This window comes from Pedobacter sp. 22226 (assembly GCF_052045455.1).
Taxonomy (GTDB): domain Bacteria; phylum Bacteroidota; class Bacteroidia; order Sphingobacteriales; family Sphingobacteriaceae; genus Pedobacter; species Pedobacter jeongneungensis.
The window spans coordinates 100,818-121,607 of the sequence record NZ_JBQEPB010000011.1 but is presented as its reverse complement, the minus strand read 5'-3'; the positions used below and the strand labels follow the sequence as shown (position 1 = coordinate 121,607).

Annotated in this window: 18 protein-coding genes; 10 read left to right on the top strand and 8 right to left on the bottom strand. The window is 40.4% G+C overall.

What is annotated here, in order from left to right; translation table 11 throughout:
* Positions 1 to 47 precede the first annotated feature (47 nt).
* The 8 genes from ACTJKC_RS22545 to ACTJKC_RS22510 all read right to left on the bottom strand — a co-directional run bounded on the left by ACTJKC_RS22545 (position 48) and on the right by ACTJKC_RS22510 (position 11,296).
* Positions 48 to 3,143 (bottom strand): carboxypeptidase regulatory-like domain-containing protein, encoded by a 3,096-nt coding sequence (locus ACTJKC_RS22545; RefSeq protein ID WP_440795543.1) that lies wholly within the window; start codon positions 3,141 to 3,143, stop codon positions 48 to 50.
* Positions 3,144 to 3,231: 88 nt separating this feature from the next.
* Positions 3,232 to 6,477 (bottom strand): carboxypeptidase regulatory-like domain-containing protein, encoded by a 3,246-nt coding sequence (locus ACTJKC_RS22540; protein WP_440795541.1) that lies wholly within the window; start codon positions 6,475 to 6,477, stop codon positions 3,232 to 3,234.
* 4 nt (positions 6,478 to 6,481) lie between these two features.
* Complete coding sequence (locus tag ACTJKC_RS22535) at positions 6,482 to 6,832, bottom strand: hypothetical protein (RefSeq protein WP_440795539.1); 351 nt, start codon at positions 6,830 to 6,832, stop codon at positions 6,482 to 6,484.
* Positions 6,822 to 7,715: a FecR family protein gene (locus ACTJKC_RS22530; RefSeq protein ID WP_440795537.1), complete on the bottom strand. Its 894-nt coding sequence runs from the start codon at positions 7,713 to 7,715 to the stop codon at positions 6,822 to 6,824. The genes ACTJKC_RS22535 and ACTJKC_RS22530 overlap by 11 nt, the downstream gene beginning before the upstream one ends.
* Positions 7,716 to 7,733: 18 nt before the next feature.
* Positions 7,734 to 8,351 (bottom strand): RNA polymerase sigma factor, encoded by a 618-nt coding sequence (locus ACTJKC_RS22525; RefSeq protein WP_440795535.1) that lies wholly within the window; start codon positions 8,349 to 8,351, stop codon positions 7,734 to 7,736.
* A 267-nt stretch (positions 8,352 to 8,618) separates the two neighbouring features.
* Positions 8,619 to 9,806, bottom strand: coding sequence for a winged helix-turn-helix domain-containing protein (locus ACTJKC_RS22520; protein ID WP_440795533.1), 1,188 nt, complete (start codon positions 9,804 to 9,806; stop codon positions 8,619 to 8,621).
* A gap of 42 nt (positions 9,807 to 9,848) precedes the next feature.
* Positions 9,849 to 10,751, bottom strand: a complete 903-nt coding sequence (locus tag ACTJKC_RS22515) for a DMT family transporter (RefSeq protein WP_440795531.1) — start codon at positions 10,749 to 10,751, stop codon at positions 9,849 to 9,851.
* Positions 10,751 to 11,296: a GNAT family N-acetyltransferase gene (locus tag ACTJKC_RS22510; protein WP_440795529.1), complete on the bottom strand. Its 546-nt coding sequence runs from the start codon at positions 11,294 to 11,296 to the stop codon at positions 10,751 to 10,753. Before ACTJKC_RS22510 ends, ACTJKC_RS22515 begins: the two co-directional genes overlap by 1 nt.
* 72 nt (positions 11,297 to 11,368) lie before the next feature.
* Between ACTJKC_RS22510 and ACTJKC_RS22505 the strand changes: the two genes are divergently transcribed.
* The 10 genes from ACTJKC_RS22505 (at position 11,369) to ACTJKC_RS22460 (ending at position 20,215) form a co-directional block, all read left to right on the top strand.
* Positions 11,369 to 12,235 (top strand): LysR family transcriptional regulator, encoded by an 867-nt coding sequence (locus ACTJKC_RS22505; RefSeq protein ID WP_440795527.1) that lies wholly within the window; start codon positions 11,369 to 11,371, stop codon positions 12,233 to 12,235.
* A gap of 368 nt (positions 12,236 to 12,603) precedes the next feature.
* Entirely contained in the window at positions 12,604 to 12,855 is a 252-nt protein-coding gene (locus tag ACTJKC_RS22500; protein ID WP_440795525.1) for a hypothetical protein, read from the top strand.
* 26 nt (positions 12,856 to 12,881) lie between these two features.
* Positions 12,882 to 13,136: a hypothetical protein gene (locus ACTJKC_RS22495; protein WP_440795523.1), complete on the top strand. Its 255-nt coding sequence runs from the start codon at positions 12,882 to 12,884 to the stop codon at positions 13,134 to 13,136.
* Between the two features lie 204 nt (positions 13,137 to 13,340).
* Positions 13,341 to 13,721, top strand: a complete 381-nt coding sequence (locus tag ACTJKC_RS22490; RefSeq protein WP_344849848.1) for a transmembrane 220 family protein — start codon at positions 13,341 to 13,343, stop codon at positions 13,719 to 13,721.
* A complete protein-coding gene (locus ACTJKC_RS22485; protein WP_440795520.1) occupies positions 13,722 to 14,600 on the top strand; it encodes an EboA domain-containing protein in 879 nt (292 codons plus the stop codon).
* 61 nt (positions 14,601 to 14,661) lie between these two features.
* Positions 14,662 to 15,603 carry a TatD family hydrolase gene (locus ACTJKC_RS22480; protein WP_440795518.1) on the top strand — a complete coding sequence of 314 codons (942 nt, stop codon included), beginning with the start codon at positions 14,662 to 14,664 and terminating at the stop codon, positions 15,601 to 15,603.
* Positions 15,604 to 15,609: 6 nt separating this feature from the next.
* Complete coding sequence (gene eboC, locus ACTJKC_RS22475) at positions 15,610 to 16,494, top strand: UbiA-like protein EboC (RefSeq protein ID WP_440795516.1); 885 nt, start codon at positions 15,610 to 15,612, stop codon at positions 16,492 to 16,494.
* Positions 16,495 to 16,518: 24 nt separating this feature from the next.
* The gene (locus tag ACTJKC_RS22470; protein WP_440795514.1) at positions 16,519 to 17,682 is read left to right on the top strand and encodes a 3-dehydroquinate synthase; all 1,164 of its coding nucleotides are present in this window, start codon (positions 16,519 to 16,521) and stop codon (positions 17,680 to 17,682) included.
* Positions 17,683 to 17,685: 3 nt separating this feature from the next.
* Positions 17,686 to 18,858 (top strand): metabolite traffic protein EboE, encoded by a 1,173-nt coding sequence (gene eboE, locus ACTJKC_RS22465; RefSeq protein WP_440795512.1) that lies wholly within the window; start codon positions 17,686 to 17,688, stop codon positions 18,856 to 18,858.
* A gap of 4 nt (positions 18,859 to 18,862) precedes the next feature.
* Positions 18,863 to 20,215 carry an alkaline phosphatase family protein gene (locus ACTJKC_RS22460; RefSeq protein ID WP_440795510.1) on the top strand — a complete coding sequence of 451 codons (1,353 nt, stop codon included), beginning with the start codon at positions 18,863 to 18,865 and terminating at the stop codon, positions 20,213 to 20,215.
* The last annotated feature ends 575 nt before the right edge of the window (positions 20,216 to 20,790 follow it).

The window sequence follows — 20,790 nt, the reverse complement described above, 5'->3', positions numbered from 1 at the left end:
TTCTCCTTTTTGCAATAATGCCGGGTTTACCTGGAAAGTATTAGCGCTTACTGCTGTAATTGGCGCAGGGTTGGCCATGGTATTGAGTACGCCCAGTTTTTATTGATGAGGTTGGTAACGTTCAAAATATCAACTGTTAACTGCAAAGTATTTTTGCTTTTAAATAATAAGCCCGAAAAATCTTGTGCAAATTTTAAATCAGCCTGAAAATACCAGGGTAAAATAAGCCCATTGCGTTCGGCAAATTGTCCTCTCCGGCTATTTAGGTATTTAGAGTTTGAGATAAAGGTGTTTAATGCATCCCATTGTTGTTGTACGGTTGCAGTTGCTGATGGCACTAAATTAATCTGAGCTAAATCTTTAGGTACAAAAATCAAATCGTTACCGGCTACGGCATCCTGGTTTACATCGCCACTGCCACCATAAATATATGAGCCCCTGCCTTGTTGTGCGCCTTCAAAAAACAGCCCTAGTGTGGTGGCCATCTTTTCTTTTGCATAAGCTATTTTGTAATTAACACTTCCCACAATTCTATGTCTTAAATCGAAATCGGTATAGGCATTTACCGGGATATTCGGATTGCCAACTACCTGAATAGCATTAAATGCGGTGTTGGGCGTGGTACTTTTAAACGAATAGGCATCTTTTGATGAACCGTAAGTATAAGATATTGATGTGCTAAAAGCTTTGTTAAACTGCTTGCTGATTGATTCTGTTAAGAAAAATTGGTGGCCCTGGTTAATATTATCCAAAACATATGCGCCATTGATATTCTGGTTAATTTTATTTGACGTATATTTTAACCTGCCATCTGGAGCGGTTGTAGCGGTGTTATAATCAAAATTCACGTTTCGGTAATAAGGCGCATTAATATCTTTACTGTAAATGGCTTCTATTGAGCCGATAATACCACCGGGCAGTTTTGCATCCAGCCCTAAAGTAGTACGCCAGCTTTGTGGCATTTTAAAATTGGGCGAAACTAAATCTACTTCGTATTTTTGGGCGAGGGCACCGTTGGCCGGAATGTAAGCCCTGGGATCGGGGTTAAAAGGGTAAGGAGCAGTAACATTTGGGTTTGTCTGGGTGTTTGTAGATGCTAAGCTACCTTCATTTAAACCGTTAATAGAATAGGCTTTTTCTATAAAAACAAAGGGAATATTGCCGGCAAATAAACCAGAACCGCCTCTTAATTGTAACGTACGGTCGCCCATTATATCCCAATTAAAACCTACCCTGGGCGAAAATAAAACTTTTGTACCGGGTGTATTTGTGGTACTGTAATTTTCGGCACCGCCGGTAGCATTTTGAAATTGATAGCTAGCTACGGCAGGGTTATTTTGCGGTGTATTTAAAAAAGTTGTAAAATCGGCCCTTAAACCCGCTGTTACTTTTAAGGTGGTTACAGGGAAAAACTCATCTTGAACATATAAGCCTGTTTGTGCAAATTTTGGGTTATCGATGGTAACGGTACGGCCGGGTTGTAAGGTATAATTTAAAGCATAACTCTCTGGCCGGCCTTCTCCGTTACTTACACCTACAGGCGTTTGTGTACCTGCCGGAGAACTGTTATAAAAGTTAGCCAGAGAACTGAAATTAAACATACCCTGTGGATTATAGGTAAACTGGTTTTGCAGGTTGATGTACTGGTAACTGATGCCTGTAGAAATTTTATGCTTATCTAAACTGATGGTGATATCGTCTTGTATTTGCAATATTTTTTGGTCAACACGATTATCGCGACCGGCGGGGTTGGTACCAAAAATATAGGTATTTCCATTATCGCTAATTGAAACCTGGGGAAACAAATCTCCAAAATACTTACGGTAATCTGGCATGGAGTTGTAAGATGCGAAAATACGGTTACTTATCTTATTGTTAAAGGTGGTATTCAATTCGCCGGTAATGGAGTAAATATCGTTGTTACGGGAAAAACCATTATTACTGAAGCCCATGGTTGTTAAATTGTTGGTAGCGCCAAAGCTGGTACTTGCATTGAGCTGGTTATAGCGCACGCTCATCTTATTTTTATCATTGATGTTCCAATCCAACTTTACAAGGAATTTTTTATTCTCGGTTGGTAGCGTATAATTCTGGTAACTGCCTGCATCATATTTATAAACAGTGTTGAGGTAATTGCTCAAAGCATCTAAATCTGTGGCTTTAACGTTGGAGATATTTCCGCCCGAAAGCCCTGTATTGGCTTGAAATGAAGCGCCGGGCTGAGTATTTTTAAACTGTTCGTAATTTGCGAAAAAGAACAGTTTATTTTTGATAATGGGGCCACCAAAACGGAAACCAAATGTGTTTTCGTTGAATTTTGAGCGTGTAATTTCAGCATCTTTTACCTTATTGCCAACTAAACTCTGGTTACGGTAAAAATTATAGACAGAGCCTCTAAACTCGTTATCGCCACTTCTGGTAACTGCATTTACGCTGGCGCCTGTAAAGCCACCAACTTTAACATTGTAGGGCGATAACTCTACCGATACCTGGTCAATTGCATCTAAACTTATGGGCTGGGCATTCGCATTTGCGCCCGGAGTACCTGCCTGTTCGCTCCCTAAGCCGAAAGCGTTGTTAAAACTAGCCCCATCTACCGAAACGTTGTTGCTTTTGCCCCCTTTGCCCAGCATGCCTTGCGAACCAGCTTGTGGCACCAGCCGGGTAAAATCGTTTAAGCCTCTGGAGATGGTTGGCAAAGCATCCAATGTAGTCCTGTCTAACGATAAACCAGCGCCATTTTTATTGCTGTTCATCACTTTGTTGCTTCTGCTTCCTTTTACGGCAACTTCTTGTAATTGAGATGATTGATCTTTCATTGCAATGTTTATCGATAGGTTTTCTCCCAGTCCAACTTTTGCATCGGTAATGGTTTCTGTGGTAAAGCCGATAGAGCTTACGCTGATGGTGTAAGGCCCGCCTATGCGTACGCTTGGCAGGTTAAACCGGCCATCTTTTTGTGTACTGGTGGCGTATTTGGTGCCCGATGGCTGGTGGATGGCTATAATGGTTGCGCCCGGAAGCCCCAATGCCTTATTGTCGGTAATTTTTCCAGAAATACTCCCGGTAGTTAAGCCTTGCGCCAACAGCTGTTGTGTAAACAGCATCATCACGACAAATAAGAGTAAAAATCCTTTTTTCATAATTTGGTTATTTTGTTTACTCCTTAATTGCAAACAAATCGCCATAATACTCATCAGGAAAATAAATTTAGGGCTAAATCATTTCTCTTTAATTCCCAAAACGGTACCTTAGCCCAAGTTGTATTTGCCAAACCGATAGCAAAGCGTTATCAGGTGTAAAGGCCTTGTTCAAATGATCGGGATATACCCGAAAGCTATCGTAAGTAACGGCTTCAATGGGTTGGGTATTGGCTGGAAGGTACTTCACTCCCCAACTCGAATGAATTAAATTGGGTAAATTGATACAATCTAAACTCAACTGAAAGCTATGTTTATTTACTTTTAATTCGTGCGAAATTTTAATATCCACCTGTGTGGCAAAGGGTAAAATGCTACCGTTACGCTCTGCAAAACTTCCTTTTTTACTATTGAGATAGGGCGATGATTGTATAAATTTTTCTAATGATTGCCACTGCATGGCTTCGGTTACCAAAATGCCCTTGTTGTTGGTATAGGGAATTAAGTTGATTTGTTTGCTATTGGCCGGTACAAAAATCAAATCGTTTCCAGGTGCTCCATCGCCATTTACGTCGCCAGTGCCGGCGTAGGTATAAGAAAACCGGCCAGTTTGGTTAAATTCGGTAATTACAGAAAAAGTAGTGGTAGATTTTGCCGTAAAATGATAAGATTTAGTTAAAAAAGCGAAAATACGATGCCTTTGGTCGTAAGCGCTATACGCTAATTCAGGCTGATTTGGATTTCCGTTTACGGGTGCCGAAATAAATTCGGATGCAGGCTCGGTACCCGTAAAACTGCCCCTGTCTTTTGCATTTCCATAGGTATAATTTAAAAAAAGGTAAAAGTCATCCTTAAAAGATTTTTTTGCGTTTACGCTGATTGCATATTGTCTTCCGCCTTTGGTATTGGCCAATATGTAGGCGTGTTGAATGATTGGTGCGTTAATGGCATTGTTTAATAAACGCTCCCTGCCATCGGCATTAATGGTGTAACTGGTATTGTCTATATTGGCATTACGTGCATAAAAGCCAGAAATATCGTGGTTATACAAACCTTCTATTGATATGATCCAGTTTTGTTTTGCATAAAAATTAAAGGACAAATTGTTTTTAAGCGCCTGGGGATATTTAAAGTTCTTATCTAACAAAACAATATCGTAGCTGGTGTGGGCTGTATTTGTTGGTGTGTAAGCATCGGGCGAAAATAAAAAAGGATTGTTTTGAGTGTTTTGTGTAAAGAAAGTGGCGCTTCCAAGTCCGTTGTTCCTAAACTGTTCGCCCAATAAAACCATGGGTAACCGGCCACTGAAAACACCTATGCCACCATGGATTTTTAAAAAATCGATTTGTTTTAGCTGAAGTGTAAAACCCATGCGGGGCGAAAACCTAAATTGGTTAGGGGGCAACTGCCCGGTATTTAGCTGTTCGGTATTACCATCAGGATTTTGGAAAGTTAAACCACTAACGTATGCATTGTTGCCGGGCTTGCCAATAAAATAATTTCTATCGAGCCTTATACCAGGCGTTATGGTAAATTGGTTGCTAATTTGCCAGCTATCCTGAAGGTAAATACCGGTTTCGGCATAACCAAAATTAAAAGTGGGGATTTGCCCGTTTGGTAACAGTGAATACCCTTTTTGGAACATTGCCGGCCGGGCTAAACCCGAACTGATGCCTAACGGTGTAGCTGTACCAGCGGGCGTGCTGTTATAAAAATCGTTTAATGAATTAAATTGGTAATAGCCTTGCATTACAGGTACAAAAGTATTTTTTACGCTTACCAGGTTTGCATCTGCACCGGCAATAAAATTATGGTTAAGTATATGAAAATTAATATGCTCTTGCAGTTGATAAATATTTGTTTTTAAATTATTCTGCGGAGCAAAAATGTCTGTACCGAAAGAGATGTAGTTTTTTTCGCCATCTAAAATATCAACAAGCGGTTTTAAATCTCCTGCAGGTTGCCTGTAATCTGGCAGGTTGGCATAACTAACGGTAAATTGTTGGGCTATATTTTTGTTTATTTTGCTGGTATAGGCCAACCTAACCGATAAGGCATTCGAAAACCTAACGAAATTACTGCGCTGGTAACTCATGGCATAGGGGTTATTGTTCCGGTTTCCCAAGCCCACAAAATTATCGTTGCTTAAAGTTTTATCCTGATAAGAATTGAGGTAAAGTACTCTTAGGCCCAACGCACTGTTTTCGCTTACGTTCCAATCTAATTGGGCCACTAATTTATCATTATTGCTATGCAGGTTGTAATTTTGATAGGGGCCTGTTTCATATTGGTAATTTTTTATCAAAAACGCGCTCAAATTATTTAAATCGGTGGCTAAAACCCTGGTGCTATTTTCTTCGGCAGTACTACCTGTATTGGCAATATAACTGCTTGCCGAACTGATATTGTTCCTTTTTTCGTAGTTGAGCTGATAGAAAAGCTTGTTTTTTACAATGGCACCCCCTAAATTAAAGCCTGTTTGGTTTTCTTGATAATTTTGCCCTTTAATATCGGTATGGTTTATTTTAGTGCCTTTTAAATTAGCGCCATTAAAAAAATTGAATGCTGATAAACGAAAATTATTATCGCCTTTTTTGGTGATGACATTAATACCGGCAGAGGTAAAGCCCGATTGACGTACATCGAAAGGAGCTACATTTACCTGCAGTTCTTCAATAGCATCAAGTCCGATGGGGTCGGTGCCAGTGGTGTTACCAACAATTACTGTTTTGCCCAATCCGTAAGTAATCAACAGCGAACCATCAATGGTAAAATTATTCATTCGCGGATTAACGCCCATTATTCCGCCACCTGATGCAAAGGGCGAGAGGCGCATGATATCCTGTATGTTTCTGTTTATTGATGGTATTTTACTGATTAAAGATTGGCTGATGGAAAACACAGTGCCATCATTCTTTAAAACCTGTTTCTTAACTTCGGTTACGGTTACTTCTTCTAAATTGGTAACATTGCTGTTTAGCCTGATGTTGTAGCCCGGATAATCTTGTGGAGATAATTGGTTGATATAAGAAACAGCTTCGGGATAGCCAATTAGCCTGGCGGTGATTTTGTATGGCCCGCCGATGCGCAAATTGGGGAGTACATATTTTCCATTTCCAAAACTAATGGTTACGTATCTGGTAGCCGATGGAACATGTTCTGCAATAACCACTACATTGCCAACAGCTTTGGCGCTATCTATATAAACCGTGCCCGATAATGATGCTGTGGTGATGGTTTGTGCAAGGGTTTTGTCAGGTAAAACAGATGTGGCAAATAACAGCATTAAAAAGCAGGCACAGCGGTAAAGTGCCTTACCTGTGTTGTTTTTTGCCATTGTATTATGGTTTAATGCGTATAACATTGCTGGTTGGCGGATAATTAACCGATACGCCTATGGCATGTTCATGTACCAGGAATTTTAAATTACTGGTTAGCGCCAAATCCTGCAGAATTTTTTCTAAAGTTTGATGATGATAACTGAAATTAAGCAATAGCTTGCCCGAAATATCTGATGGGCTATAAGAAAACCGATAGGCTGTTTTGGCTTCAATAATTTTAAATATCTGGCTTGCGGTTTGGTTTTTGGCTATAAAACTTACCCTGTTTTGCTTAATTGATGCTTTTTGCCGGGCATTTGCAAACGCTGTTAAGGATATTAAAAGAAGTATAATTAATACCTTATTTGCCATCGCCATTAAATAAAATTAAAATTTTCCCATCTTTTTTAATATGCCTAAAATTTAGGGTAAAGCCAATCATATCTAACACTTCGTCTATATTTTTCCCTTCAAATTTTCCCGTAAAGGTTTTTTGGGTGATATTCTGGTTTGCAACATCCAGTTTTACGCCATAAGTGGCTGATGTTTTTTCCAAAACAGCTGTAATTGTAGCGTTGTCGAATGTTATAGATTTAACCTCGGCGCCAGTATTTGTTTTGTTAATAATTATTCCGTTTTGCTTATCATACACGGCTTCTTCGCCATGCACTAAAGTTACCTCGTTTTTTAATGTTTTTTTGTTTAAAATGGAAACACTTCCTTCGCTTACACTCACCCTTATTGATTTTAAAGAGGCTTGATCATCCTGCATGGTTACTTTAAAAACCGTGCCCAAATCTTTTACCAGCAGTTCGCCAGCTGTAACCATAAATGGCTTTAAACTATTGTGCACCACGGTAAACTGGGCATTGCCTTTTAGTTCAATTTCTCGGTTAGCCGATTTTTTATAGCTTATGCCCGAATTTTCCTCTAGTGCTATTTTTGAACCATCAGGCAGGTTAATGATTCTGTTTTCGCCCCTGGCCGTTACAATTTGAACGAGGCTATTGCGGGTTTGATGTTGATAAAACCAAAATGCGCCGGCAACAACTGCAAAAATGGCCACATAGCCCAGCCATTTACCCATTTTATTTAAGCTAAGTGTTTTTGGTTGCGCTGATGGAAAAAGTTCATCCTTTAATTTTTGATAAACCAGGCCGGCGTTTGGATTTTCAATATAGTTATCCGTTTCGTTCCAAAGCTGGTCGAACCGTTCTTCGTTCGTTAATTTATCTCCTTTATTACTTTCAGACATTTTAATGTGTAGTTAGCATTAACTTATTATTATGAAAAAAAACAAATTATACTCATTTTGCCTCGCAATAAAATAAACAATCAGGGATAAGATGCCCGCATTTGTTAAGGCTGTTTTTAAAATTTTTCTTGCCCTGAATATCTGATTCTCTACCGTCCGTTTCGAGATACCGAGTTTATCGGCAATTTCTTCAGCCGAAAGGCCATTTTTGTAATTCATCGAAAAAACGATGCGTTGCTGTTCCGGGAGGCGGTTAATGGTATCGTTTATACATTTGTTCGTTTCTAAAAAAGCAATGTCATCTTGTGTGGTATTTGTACCTGCATGGCTATACTGCTCAATATCTTCATCGGTGTAGTAGTGTTTTTTTTCTTCCAGTTTTTTTAGTACAATTCTTTTGGCAATGGTGTACAGTAAACCGTTTACAGATAAATCTTCTTTAATGGAGTCTTTTTGTTTCCACAACTGTAAAAAACTATCCTGAATTACATCTTCGGCCTCTTCATCGCTCATGCCCATTTTTTTTGCCACAGTGTAAATCTTTAAATGGAAAGCATCGAACAGCCATTTAAATGCGGTTTCTGAACCATTTTTAATTTCAGCAATCAATTTGTCCTTATTGTAATTCGAATCCATATTGGGTAACCAGCTAAATCAGATTTGCCACCTGTTTAAGTTAACAAAAAAATGGTTTTGTTAAAATTAGAGTGTTAATTTAATGTTTTTTAATGGTTAGGCTGAAGATTGGAAACTATTTCATTATAAATGACCTTGATTGCAAACAGCGTCGATTGATTGAATTACATATCGAAAAAAAAGAAAAGTGTAACTTATATCAAAAACTTAAAGCAATATCCAGAGCTGCTAGCTAAACTTATTGAGCAATCCTTTTTGTTTTTTATCCTAAAATTCCTGACTAATTAATTTCAGCAAAGTACTGTTATTCGATCTTCCGAAGGTAACATCCTGGCATTTGTTGAATAGGATAAATTCTTTCAGGTTTTGCACTAACTGATTGATGGTTTTCTGGTCAATTTCAACAGGTTCAAAGTGGATGTTATGAATGATCAGTATTTTTTGTTTACGATTTGCTTTGGCATCCATTCTGGCAATAAATTTCTCTCCAGAGAGGATTGGAAGTGAGAAATAACCAAATTTTCGCTTTGGCGCCGGCACGAAACATTCAATCTGGTAATCAAAATCAAAGAAATCTTTTAAGCGGGCACGGAATACATTCAGTATATCGAAAGGGGACAGGATGAAAAGTTCATCTTCAATGGAAATGTTAATGTCGGTGTCGGAGCGCATGTATAGCGGGCCTTTAACTCCATCAACACTTACTGTGAGTACTTCTTTTGACTGAAGCATTTTTTCCAGTTCTTTTTTTACCAGATTTCCCTTTACCCGGCGCGCACGCCAGGCCATTTCCTTTACAGAAGAAATTCCCAGTGCGCCAAGCGTGCGAAGGATCACATAACGCGCATATTCCTCATCTGAAGGCATGGTTTGATCAGTATCCTGAGGTATTACATCCAGAGACAGGTGATAAACTTTTTGAAAAGCGCTATTGCGGCTGATCATCAGTTTGCCTTCCAGGTAAAGCCTTTCGAGGGCAACCTTTGCCGGCCGCCAGTCCCACCAGCCCGAACTGGCCTCTACGCGGTCGTTCTCAAAATCTCCAACCATTACAGCCCCATCACGCTCCACATGGTCTAAAATCTGATTCATTAGGTCCGATTCTCTTCTCGTTAAAGAAGCGCCTTGTGTTTCAAATGCTTTTTTTACCGGTAACGAAAAACGGAAATCGTGCATGGGCAAAAATCCGGCATCCGAGGTGAAATATTCGAAAATATCGCCCTGTTCACCTAATTCAGCAAGCCATTCCGTTTGATAATCAGGAACACGGGCAAACATGGCGTGATGGTGTGCACGTTCTACCACATAATTAGTATCTAACTGTACATATCCCAGGTGGTCGATCACCCTGTAAACGGCTTCTGTTCCCGTTCCGAATTGTGCTTTTTTTGAGAGTCCTGCTGCGTGTATAATGATTTTCCGTGCCTGCGATCTGTTGAGTACAATAGGTTCCATCGCACTAATATACCGATCATTTATCGGCATCAAAAATCAGTATTAATCCTTTTTCCACTTCGACAGGCTCAATATTGCCATTTGCCGTGGCATTTTCCATTTAAGTTCTGAAATCAGGGTAGCCATAAAAATCAGTCCGCCGCCCATTAATAACCGGGATGTAATTTCTTCGCCCAAAATAAAATGTGCTGCAAAGGCTCCAAAAACCGGTTCGAAAAGGTAAATGATGGATACCCTTTCGGCACTGATGTATTTCTGCGAAATGTTTGATATCGTGTACATGTATGCCGTTGAGAATAATGCGCAGAAAACAATACCTGCCCAAAAAGCATGCTCCTGCGGTATCCAAACCGTTCCATTTTGGAACAATGCCAATAAAAATGTTAATATGGCGCAGGTGGCAAACATGGGTACTATGGTAGGCACAATGTCTCCGGCTTTTGATTCCTTCTCGATCTGAATCAGATAAATCGCAAAGCAAAATGCACCAACAATGGTGTAGAGATCGCCGGTACCGATTTTCAGGTTATCAGTTATCGATATTACAAATAAACCAACTAGTGCGGTAAAGGCCGCTATCCATATTTTTAAAGGCGCAGATTTGCGGTAGATGATGAGTTTGATTAAAGGAATCATTACTACCGTTATCCCGGCAACAAACGAGCATTGCGAGGCCGAGGTATGGGTGATGCCCAGTGTTTGCAAATAGATGCCCAATACCAGGGGAATGGCTAAACTGGCACCGGTTTTAATTGTGGCAAAGTTCAGTTTTTTCACCTGCTTCCAGAAAATGACGGATAAAACCATGGTGGCCAGCATAAAGCGATAGCATAGAAATAAAACAGGCTGGTTTTGTCCTATGGCTAGTTTGGTTACCGAAAAGGAAATTCCCCAGAAAGCTGTACCCAGTATCAGTAAAATAAGAAAGAGGTTTCTTTTTTCCATTAAGATACTTTTAATTCATTAGCGTTTACCAATTGTTTTTTCATCATCAAATCCGTTTGCTCATCGTCGCCAAGCCAGAATGAATGTTTTCCAAAGGCTTTAAAGCCGTTTTTTTCGTAGAATTTTAAAGCCCTGTAGTTTTCTTCCCAAACGCCAAGCCATACATAAGATGCCCGTATTTGGTGGGCAATATCAATGGCTTTTTGATAGAGTAACTGACCAACTTTTTGTCCGTAAAATGCTTTCAGGAGGTAAATCCGTTCAATTTCGAGCGCCCCCAGGTCTAATTGTTCAGTTTGCGCCTCTCCAAGATTAATTTTAAGATAGCCAATCACTTTTCCTTCAAGTACCGCAAAATAAATCTGAGAATCTTTATTGCTGAGTTCCGCTTTCAGTTTCTCCTCCGAAAAACTGTTTTCGAGGTATTCTTTCATGTTTTCCTCACTGTTGACTTCAGCAAAAGCTTCAAAAAATGTATTTCTTCCAATTTCCTGTAATTTTTTGAGGTCTGTAATTGTTGCCCTTTCGATTGTGATCTGCTCCATGGTACGAATGTAAGCACTCTTTAAATGTTATAAAATGCTATTATTTCATTTATTAATGCGTATTTTGCATTAATGGATCTGCAGCGAATTAAATATTTTTTGGCCCTGTCTGAGGAGCTTCATTACTGGAAGACAGCCGGAAAGGTAAACATCACACAATCAGCGCTTAGTCGCCAGATTCAATCACTCGAAAGTGAGCTGGGGTTACAGCTTTTCGAACGCAATAAACGCAATGTAAAGCTCACTCCGGCCGGTAAATTTTTAAAAGAAAAGTGGGAAGTAGAACTGAGTGAGCTCGAATATATTCATCAGTTTGCAAAGCAGCTCCATTTGGGCGAACGCGGAACCATAACAATTGCGCATCCCGATTCGATATCGGCTTCCATTATGCCCGATATTTTGGCTAAAATTACCGAAGCATTTCCTCAGCTACAGATTAAACTGGTGCAGGTTTTATATGAAAATCAACTGGAATTTTTAAAAAATTACAAGATCGATTTAGCCATTACCCGCGATATTACCAGTGAACCGGGGATCATGTCAAAAAAAATATATACCGATCATTTGGCTTTAGTAGTTCCGTTAGAACATCCTTTTAAAAGGTTCGAAGATTTATCTGCAGAAAAACTCAGGCAGCAGAAGTTTATTTTGCCCACCAATGACGGTGGCAGTAGCTATAGTGAAATTATTCAGGCACTTTTTAAATCCTATAATTTTGTTCCGGATGTATTTCTGCACTCCGAATTTGGATCTACCATCATTGCCCTGGTAAGGAAAGGTTTGGGAATTGCTATTTTGCCCGATTCGTACATGCATCACCAGAGCCCGGGGCTGCGGTTTATCCCACTGCCTTTTAAAACTGATTTGTTAATCAACTGGCGGGCCGACGACCATAATCCGGTGCTGGCAAATATTTTAAAACTTGTTTTTGGAGATTAGGATAACCTCATTTAATTTATTGATAATGGTTTGAATGACATTTATTTAGAAATATATAAAAATCTAAATTGTATTGAAATATGATGAAAATGCCATAACTTTGATAAAAATTAGTCACTCTCAATAAGTAGGCAGAAAATATAAATAACATTTTAAATTAATTGTTGTTATTATATTACACTCAAAAGAATTAGCATGGGAAGCAATAACAATTCATACGGACAAAATAAAATGCACGCTAACAGTGCTGTTCCGGCCGGAAAATCCTGTGTTAAAATCAATTCTGCATCAAAATCAAATCTTGTACGCGTGACTTCCAGTCAAATCAATAATGGACGTTCACAAGCATACAAGCACTTGATACCTTAATGTTTGATAATTCATTCCCATTTACTAAACATTTTACCGACAAATTTCAAGGGGCTCAGTATTTAAAAGAGCGAACAACTTATATTTTTAAAACTCAGAAAGAAAAATATCATTTAGAGGTTGAAGAGTATCTTTTCAACATTTATGTGCTTAAATTTTTTCCTGCACGTTTAAAAAAGCATCCAGAAGGTTCAACATTCTCACTGGTGAAAATAAGATGGGTAAAATTGTGGCAACCTGTATTCAACTAATATTACAGATCCTAAAAAAGAACCCTATGGCCAACTTTGGCTTTCTGGAATCTCATACTTTTGATCCGAAAAGATCTTATGAGGAGAGTAAGGAATGTACAAAACGTTTTAAAATATATCGTTATGCCGTTTACAATCTTATTGGCGAAGAGTATTTTAGCCATTTTATGGAAGAAAAAAACAGCACCTATTTATTGGTTAATAATAAACATGAAGATATTGATTTAATTAAGGAACAGGCAAACATCATGTTCGATACTATTTTTCCTTCACTAAGTTAGATGCATGGCCTAACAGAGAATTTTTTCATTGCACATGATTTGGATTTAGCTTTTATCATTCACTTTCTTAATCAAAAAAATATTTAATAGCAGTATATAATTTACATATTTTAATACTAAAAAAGTGTTCAGTTTAAATAACTTTGTTTTTCAGTGATTGAATCGGGAAATCGATTTAGCTTGTTTTAAACCAAATAATTCAAAATGCTTTTAATTATTCTCAACATTATTTTTTGCATCTCCTTTTTGGGCTTTGCCTATGTAAATTTAAACGATAACGATGCTTTTCTATGGGTATCGATCTATTTAAGCGCGGCCATATCATGCGGTTTAGCGGCAGCCGGCAAATTTTATCCTTTTGTGTACCTGTTTTTAATTGCCTTTTACCTGGTTTACGCTATTATTCTTTTCTTTGCTAAAGATGGTGTACGCGACTGGATTACAAAATACCGCCGCGAAAGCCTGGTGCAGAGCATGCAGGCTACAAAACCTTACATCGAACAAACCCGTGAGTTTTTTGGCCTGTTAATTATTGCAGGTGCATTGTTGATCAATTATTTTGTTTCTGCGGGCATTACCGCATAAATGTCCTGGGCAATTGTATTTATGAGCGGTAATAATATGGAGGCAGTAAAAGAAATAATATGGTCTGTTGTTAAAAACAATATAAGTTTAGAGGCCGAAAAGTGGCTGGAGGATTTTATACAATCGCCGGATCAGCCAGCGCAAATAGCCAAAGTATTTGTGATGCTGCCGCGTAAAACAGGCAAACTGTTGGTCGCAGTTAACGATGACCAGCAAAAGGCACTTGATAAAGCGGGTTTTGGCTATATCCGTAACTGGACCATCGACAGGCTCAGCCGCGTGTGGTTGCTGAGCAATTTTACAACAGTTGATAAGGAACAATTATACTCTACTCTCGAACGTTTATTTTTGTCGGCAGAGGTGAACGAAGCGGTGGCTTTATATTCGGCGTTGCCATTTTTACCTTATCCGGAAATTTGGGTTAAGCGCTGTGCAGAGGGCATCAGGAGTAATATTGGTACGGTTTTGGAAGCAATTATGGAAAACAATCCCTATCCTGCAGCATACCTGGATGAATCGGCCTGGAACCAGCTCGTATTAAAGGCATTCTTCACCGAAAAAAATATTAAACTCATTGTCGGTTTGGATGAACGCGCTAATCTTCAGCTGGCTTTAACTTTGATTGATTATGCTAAAGAGCGTTGGGCAGCCGGCAGGCAGGTACACCCACAGCTTTGGCGTTTAGTGGGGAAATTCATTAATGCTGAAATTTTTGAAGACCTTAAAACTGGTCTGCAACATTACGATCAGACAGAGCAGCGCGCCATTGCACTGGCCGTAACCGAATCAGATTACCAGCCCGCAAAAGATTATATTAATACCTTTCCGGAACTGAAACTGGCCCTGGCCGATGGAAGTTTAAACTGGAATTCATTATAAATAAAAAATTCAAAATAAAGATATGTGTTGTAGCAGTTCAATCGCAAGAGATAAAGCAACAATGGGAGAGCCTGAGGCTTTTGATATTAGTGCCGTTAAGGGAATGAAATTCTTCGATCCACATGTTCACATGACATCGAGAACCACAGATGATTACCAGGCTATGGCCGATGCAGGCGTTGTTGCGCTTATTGAGCCGGCTTTTTGGCTGGGCCAGCCCCGAACGGGCCTGGATAGTTTCAGGGATTATTACAGCAGCCTGATTGGTTGGGAACGTTTCCGTTCCTCTCAGTTCGGTATTAAACATTATTGCACCATCGGGCTTAATTCGAGAGAGGCGAATAATGAAAGTTTAGCCGAACAGGTAATGGAAATCCTGCCGTTATTTATTTACAAGGAAGGTGTAGTGGGGATTGGTGAAATTGGTTTCGACGATCAGACTGCTGCCGAAGAAAAATATTACCGTTTGCAACTCGAACTGGCTAAAGAAGCAGGTTTGCCGGTACAGGTACATACCCCGCACCGCGATAAGAAAAAGGGTACTCAGCGTAGTATGGATATTGCCCTGGAGCATGGCCTTGATCCTTATCAGGTTATTATCGACCATAACAATGAAGAAACGGTTAAAGAGGTTTTAGACCGGGGTTTTTTTGCGGCTTTTACCATTTATCCTTTTACTAAAATGGGTAACGAGCGTATGGTTGAGATTGTAAAACAATACGGCGCTGAACGGATTATGGTAAATTCTGCAGCAGACTGGGGCATCAGCGATCCCTTAGCCGTGCCTAAAACGGCAGCCTTAATGAAAATGCGTGGTATAAGTGATCAGGATATTGAACTGGTAACTTACCGTAATGCCATTACGGCTTTTGCGCGAAGCGGACAGATTGATGAAGCCGATTTTAATGCACAGGCAGATCTTACCCAGAAATTTGAAGGCAATACCATTCTGCGCGGCGGACAACAACCGAGACCCGATAAATCTTCGATCATCATCAGCTAAATTGTATTGGAAAAATTAATTGTGTACCTGCGCATGATGCGCCCTGCCAATATCGTTACATCTGTAGCTGATATTCTAGCCGGTATTGCCATTTCCGGTGTTTTAAGCAGCGGATTTTCAGTTCCGTGGCTTTCAATTTTTTTCTTAGCTGTATCTACTGCCTGCTTGTATGGCGGAGGCATCGTTTTTAACGATGTATTTGATGCTGAGCTTGATAAAATCGAACGCCCGGAGCGGGCCATTCCCAGCGGATTAATCAGCCTGCAAAATGCAGCTATTTTTGGAAGCCTTTTACTTTTTGCCGGAATTGCACTGGCCGCTTTAAACAGTTTAACATCGGGCATACTGGCGCTTCTGGTGGCACTTTTTGCTTTGCTTTATAATAAATTCGGAAAGCACCATTCTTTCTTTGGCCCGTTAAATATGGGCTTATGCCGTGGCTTTAATTTGTTGCTGGGTTTAAGTATTGTGCCCGAAATGCTTTGCAGCCATTACTATCTTGCGGTTATTCCGGTGGTGTATATTTTCTCCATTACCATGACGAGCCGTGGAGAAGTACATGGAGGAAATACCAAAAATTTATACATCGCCGCCGGTTTATATGCCATTGTGATTTTTGCGATTGCTTACTTTGCCTTTGTTAACGATCGCTTATTATGGTCGCTGTTGTTTTTGATGCCTTTTACCTTTATGATTTTCAGGCCACTTTTAAAAGCGATTAATCAGCCCATTGGCAAAAATATCGGTGCTGCGGTTAAAGCAGGGGTAATATCCTTAATTTTAATGGATGCTGCCTGGGCTGTAACTTTCGATGCGCTGATGATGGCCTTTGTAATTGCCGCTTTATTGCCTTTATCGTTATGGCTCTCTAAATTGTTTGCCGTAACTTAATTCAACTTACACTATCAAATTGATATGGAACATTTACATCAATCTTTCACCGTACAATATAACTACAACGTTTTCTTTACTTCATCCCTTTTTTCGCCTGAAAACGAATTGCTGAACAGCTTTTTGCTCGGTTTAAATCCGGCGGTTACCGTAAAGAAAATTTTATTTGTGATAGATGAAGGCGTAGCCAATGCACATCAGGAGCTTGTTGCGCAGATTAAAACCTATTTCTCCAGCTACAATAAAACACAGCTGGTTCAGGATATGTTGATTATCCCGGGTGGGGAAGTGGTGAAAAATGATACCCGCTATTTCGATCAGGTATTAGAAGCCATCAATGTTCACGGTATCGACAGGCACTCGTTTGTTGCCGCAATTGGCGGTGGTGCCGTGCTCGATATGGTGGGCTATGCCGCTACGGTTGCCCACAGGGGGATTAAACACATCAGGATTCCAAGCACGGTACTTTCGCAGAATGATTCTGGCGTGGGCGTAAAAAACGGAATCAATTATTTTAATAAAAAGAATTTCCTGGGCACGTTTTCGCCACCCGTGGCTGTTTTTAACGACGAACTTTTTTTAAGCACTTTATCCGACCGCGATTGGCGCTCAGGCATTGCAGAAGCCATTAAAGTGGCACTGATTAAAGACGCTGAATTTTTTGAATGGCTCGAAGCCAATGCAGCGGCACTTGCCGCCCGCGATACAACTGCCATGAATTACCAGATCTGGAAGTGTGCTAAACTGCACATGGAGCATATCCGTAGTGCCGATCCTTTCGAAAATGGCTCTGCCAGGCCATTAGATTTTGGTCATTGGAGTGCCCATAAATTAGAATACCTCACCAATTTTGAGATACGGCATGGTGAAGCGGTAGCCATGGGCATTGCTTTAGATAGTGTTTATTCCAACTTATCCGGAAGGATTACTACCGATGAAGCACAAAGGGTAATCAACCTGATCCAGCAATTGGGATTCGAACTCACGCATCCTTTACTACAGGTTACGGAAGGCAATAGTCCGATTTTACAGGGACTGGAAGAATTTCGCGAGCACCTTGGCGGCCAGTTAACCATTACCTTGCTTACCGGTATTGGCAGTGGCGAAGAAGTACATGAAATTGATGCTGAAATTTTAAAACAGGCTGCTGAGATTTTAAATACCCAGACGGTTACCATTCAACATTAAACGATGAAATTAAACTCCGGACATTTAACTTTCTGCACCAATATTTATGCAGGGGAAAGCTGGGAAGCACATTTTGCGGTGTTGAAAGACAGTTTTCCAAAATTAAAAGGGCAATTATCGCCTGATGCACCAATGGGAATTGGTTTGCGCCTTTCTAACCTGGCCAGTATCGAACTTTTGGAGGAAAACCATTTAACCATTTTTAAACAATGGCTCGAAGATGAAGGTGGGTATGTATTTACCATGAACGGTTTTCCATATGGTGGTTTTCACCATACGAGGGTAAAAGATCAGGTACATGCACCCGACTGGACTACAGATGACCGGGTAAATTATACGCTCCGTTTGGCTAATATTCTTTCGCAACTGCTTCCTGATGATATGGATGGCGGTATTTCAACATCTCCTTTGAGTTATAAACCCTGGTTTACCAATGCTGAGGCAAGAAAAAATGCTACCATTACCGCCACAACCAATATTTTAAAAGTTGCTGAAGGTTTACATCAGATCCAGGAACAGAGTGGCAAAGTTATCCACCTCGATATCGAGCCCGAACCTGATGGTTTTCTTGAATCTGGTCCTGAATTTATTGATTGGTATGAGGATGTACTTTTACCTGCCGGAAATGATGAAGCACTGATTAAAAAACACATCCGTTTATGTTACGATGTGTGTCATTTTGCCATCGGCTACGAGCCACATACCTCAATTATAAAAGAACTGCAGGAGAAAGGCATTCAGATTGGTAAAATACAGATCAGTGCAGCCTTGAAAGCCAAATTGCCGGCTTCTTCACCTGAAAGAAAGACTGTATTGGATCAGTTAAGCCGTTTTGATGAGCCAACTTACCTGCACCAGGTGATTGCACGCAAAAATGATAGCACTTTGCTCCGTTATCCCGATCTTGCTGATGCATTGGCAGAAGGTGAAGATCCGGCAGTAGAAGAGTGGCGGGCGCATTTCCATGTGCCGATTTTTGTAGAAGATATGGGGCTGATCCAATCAACCCAAAGTGATATAACCGAGGTATTAAACCTGCAGAAACACCATCCTTTTACAAATCACCTCGAAGTAGAAACCTATACCTGGGAAGTTTTGCCAACCGCTTTAAAAGCTCCCTTAAACGATTCCATCATCAGGGAACTGGCCTGGGTGAAAACATTATTAGAACAATAAAAGCATGCATAAAACAGTTGTTATCGACATAGTAGGCCTGTCTGCATCCGTAATTGGGGCACACACGCCTTTTATCCAAAAATACATTTCTGAAAATCATTTTACCACCATCGAGCCTTTGTTGCCGGCGGTAACCACCTCCGTGCAGTCGAGTTATGTTACCGGGAAATTTCCGTCCGAAACCGGGATCGTAGGCAATGGCTGGTATGATCATGCCGATGCTGAAATCAAATTCTGGAAACAGTCGAACAAGCTCGTTAATGCTGAAAAAATATGGGATCAGGCCAAAAAAGAAGATCCGAATTTTACCTGTGCCAATATGTTCTGGTGGTACAACATGTATTCTACCGTTGATTATTCGGTAACACCACGACCGAATTACCTGGCCGATGGACGTAAATTGCCCGATTGTTATTCGCAACCAGCCGAACTGCGCGATTACCTGCAGGATAAATTAGGGCAATTTCCTCTATTCCAGTTTTGGGGGCCGGGTGCCAACATCAAATCAACCAGATGGATTGCTGATGCAGCAATGGAAACCGAGAAACTCCATCATCCTACGCTTACTTTGATTTATTTGCCACATCTGGATTATTGCCTGCAAAAATTCGGTCCGGATTTAGAAAAAATCAAACCTGAATTACAGGAAATTGATCAGGTGGTATCAGAGCTGGTGCGTTTTTATGAAGAAAAGGGTGCACGCATCATTTTACTTTCCGAATATGGTATTGCTCCTGTGAACAATCCGATCCATTTAAACCGCTTGTTCAGGGAAAACGGATTGATCCAGATTCGCGAAGAAAGGGGATTGGAGTTGTTGGATCCTGGGGCATCAAAAGCTTTCGTTGTGGCCGACCATCAGATTGCGCATGTGTATATCAATGATAAAAGCGTAACCGAACAGGTGAAAACTTTATTGAAAAATGCTGCGGGCATCGAATTGGTTTTAGATAAAGAAGAACAGAAAAAATACAACATCAACCATGAACGTTCCGGCGACCTGGTATTGATAGCCAAAGAAAACAGCTGGTTTACCTACTATTTCTGGCTGGATGATGCCAAAGCACCTGATTATGCAAGGGTGGTTGATATCCATAAAAAACCGGGTTACGATCCGGTAGAAATGTTTATGACTTCTAAACTGAGGGCAGGTTATAAATTATTGAGGAAAAAAGCAGGTTTCCGTTATGTAATGGATGTAATTCCTTTGGATGCAACACTGGTTAAAGGATCGCACGGGCGCACGAACGTTACAGATGAATATAAACCCGTTTTGGTAACTTCGAAACCTGTGGGTAAAACTTTGCATGCACCTGATATTTATGAGGTGATATGGGAGAGCTTGACGGTTAAATGAACTTAGTTTGTCATTCTGAACGCAGTGAAGAATCTGTTTCATAATTGCACATCCTTGAGTAAAGTAGAGGTGTTTTTTAGGTTCTGCTTTTCATCGGTTGGAGATCCTTCGCTGCGCTACCATTGACAGATCCAAAGAAAAGTCGTCATTATTGGTAAGAGACAACCTCAACTCACTATTTTTTTGGAAAGCAATCACAGTGCTATTTGGTTCAGGCAGTCCCGCCCTCCGTTCCAAATCCTCGCCCTCATACTTCGGGCTGTGGGTTTTACACTGTAGTCGCCTGCCCGCACAGGCGGGGGTTTAGCTGGCAAAACCAGTAATTCTATTCGGGGTTTTATAGCATCGCAGCACCCACCTTTGTTAAATAAACCCGACAGAGCGGGTAGCCCGCAGTGAAGCGCAGCGTAACGAGGACTACAAGCGATGGCGGGGCTGCTGTAGCCATGGGGAACAGAACGCTCGTTTTCAAATAAAAACGGCTTTATTTCTGGATTAATTCTCTTCAAAAAATCCTTCGCTGCGCTACCATTGACAGATCCAAAGAAAAGTCGTCATTGCGAGGAGGAACGACG

Bases quoted from the DNA above. Each gene is read 5' to 3' on its own strand.
- eboE (WP_440795512.1), top strand. From the start codon at position 17,686: ATGAAATTAAACTCCGGACATTTAACTTTCTGCACCAATATTTATGCA.
- ACTJKC_RS22510 (WP_440795529.1), bottom strand. From the start codon at position 11,296: ATGGAGCAGATCACAATCGAAAGGGCAACAATTACAGACCTCAAAAAA.
- ACTJKC_RS22490 (WP_344849848.1), top strand. From the start codon at position 13,341: ATGCTTTTAATTATTCTCAACATTATTTTTTGCATCTCCTTTTTGGGC.
- ACTJKC_RS22545 (WP_440795543.1), bottom strand. From the start codon at position 3,143: ATGAAAAAAGGATTTTTACTCTTATTTGTCGTGATGATGCTGTTTACA.
- ACTJKC_RS22480 (WP_440795518.1), top strand. From the start codon at position 14,662: ATGGGAGAGCCTGAGGCTTTTGATATTAGTGCCGTTAAGGGAATGAAA.
- ACTJKC_RS22495 (WP_440795523.1), top strand. From the start codon at position 12,882: ATGGCCAACTTTGGCTTTCTGGAATCTCATACTTTTGATCCGAAAAGA.
- ACTJKC_RS22535 (WP_440795539.1), bottom strand. From the start codon at position 6,832: ATGGCAAATAAGGTATTAATTATACTTCTTTTAATATCCTTAACAGCG.
- ACTJKC_RS22500 (WP_440795525.1), top strand. From the start codon at position 12,604: ATGTTTGATAATTCATTCCCATTTACTAAACATTTTACCGACAAATTT.
- ACTJKC_RS22460 (WP_440795510.1), top strand. From the start codon at position 18,863: ATGCATAAAACAGTTGTTATCGACATAGTAGGCCTGTCTGCATCCGTA.
- ACTJKC_RS22485 (WP_440795520.1), top strand. From the start codon at position 13,722: ATGTCCTGGGCAATTGTATTTATGAGCGGTAATAATATGGAGGCAGTA.
- ACTJKC_RS22470 (WP_440795514.1), top strand. From the start codon at position 16,519: ATGGAACATTTACATCAATCTTTCACCGTACAATATAACTACAACGTT.
- ACTJKC_RS22530 (WP_440795537.1), bottom strand. From the start codon at position 7,715: ATGTCTGAAAGTAATAAAGGAGATAAATTAACGAACGAAGAACGGTTC.
- ACTJKC_RS22515 (WP_440795531.1), bottom strand. From the start codon at position 10,751: ATGGAAAAAAGAAACCTCTTTCTTATTTTACTGATACTGGGTACAGCT.
- ACTJKC_RS22520 (WP_440795533.1), bottom strand. From the start codon at position 9,806: ATGGAACCTATTGTACTCAACAGATCGCAGGCACGGAAAATCATTATA.
- ACTJKC_RS22540 (WP_440795541.1), bottom strand. From the start codon at position 6,477: ATGGCAAAAAACAACACAGGTAAGGCACTTTACCGCTGTGCCTGCTTT.
- ACTJKC_RS22505 (WP_440795527.1), top strand. From the start codon at position 11,369: ATGGATCTGCAGCGAATTAAATATTTTTTGGCCCTGTCTGAGGAGCTT.
- ACTJKC_RS22525 (WP_440795535.1), bottom strand. From the start codon at position 8,351: ATGGATTCGAATTACAATAAGGACAAATTGATTGCTGAAATTAAAAAT.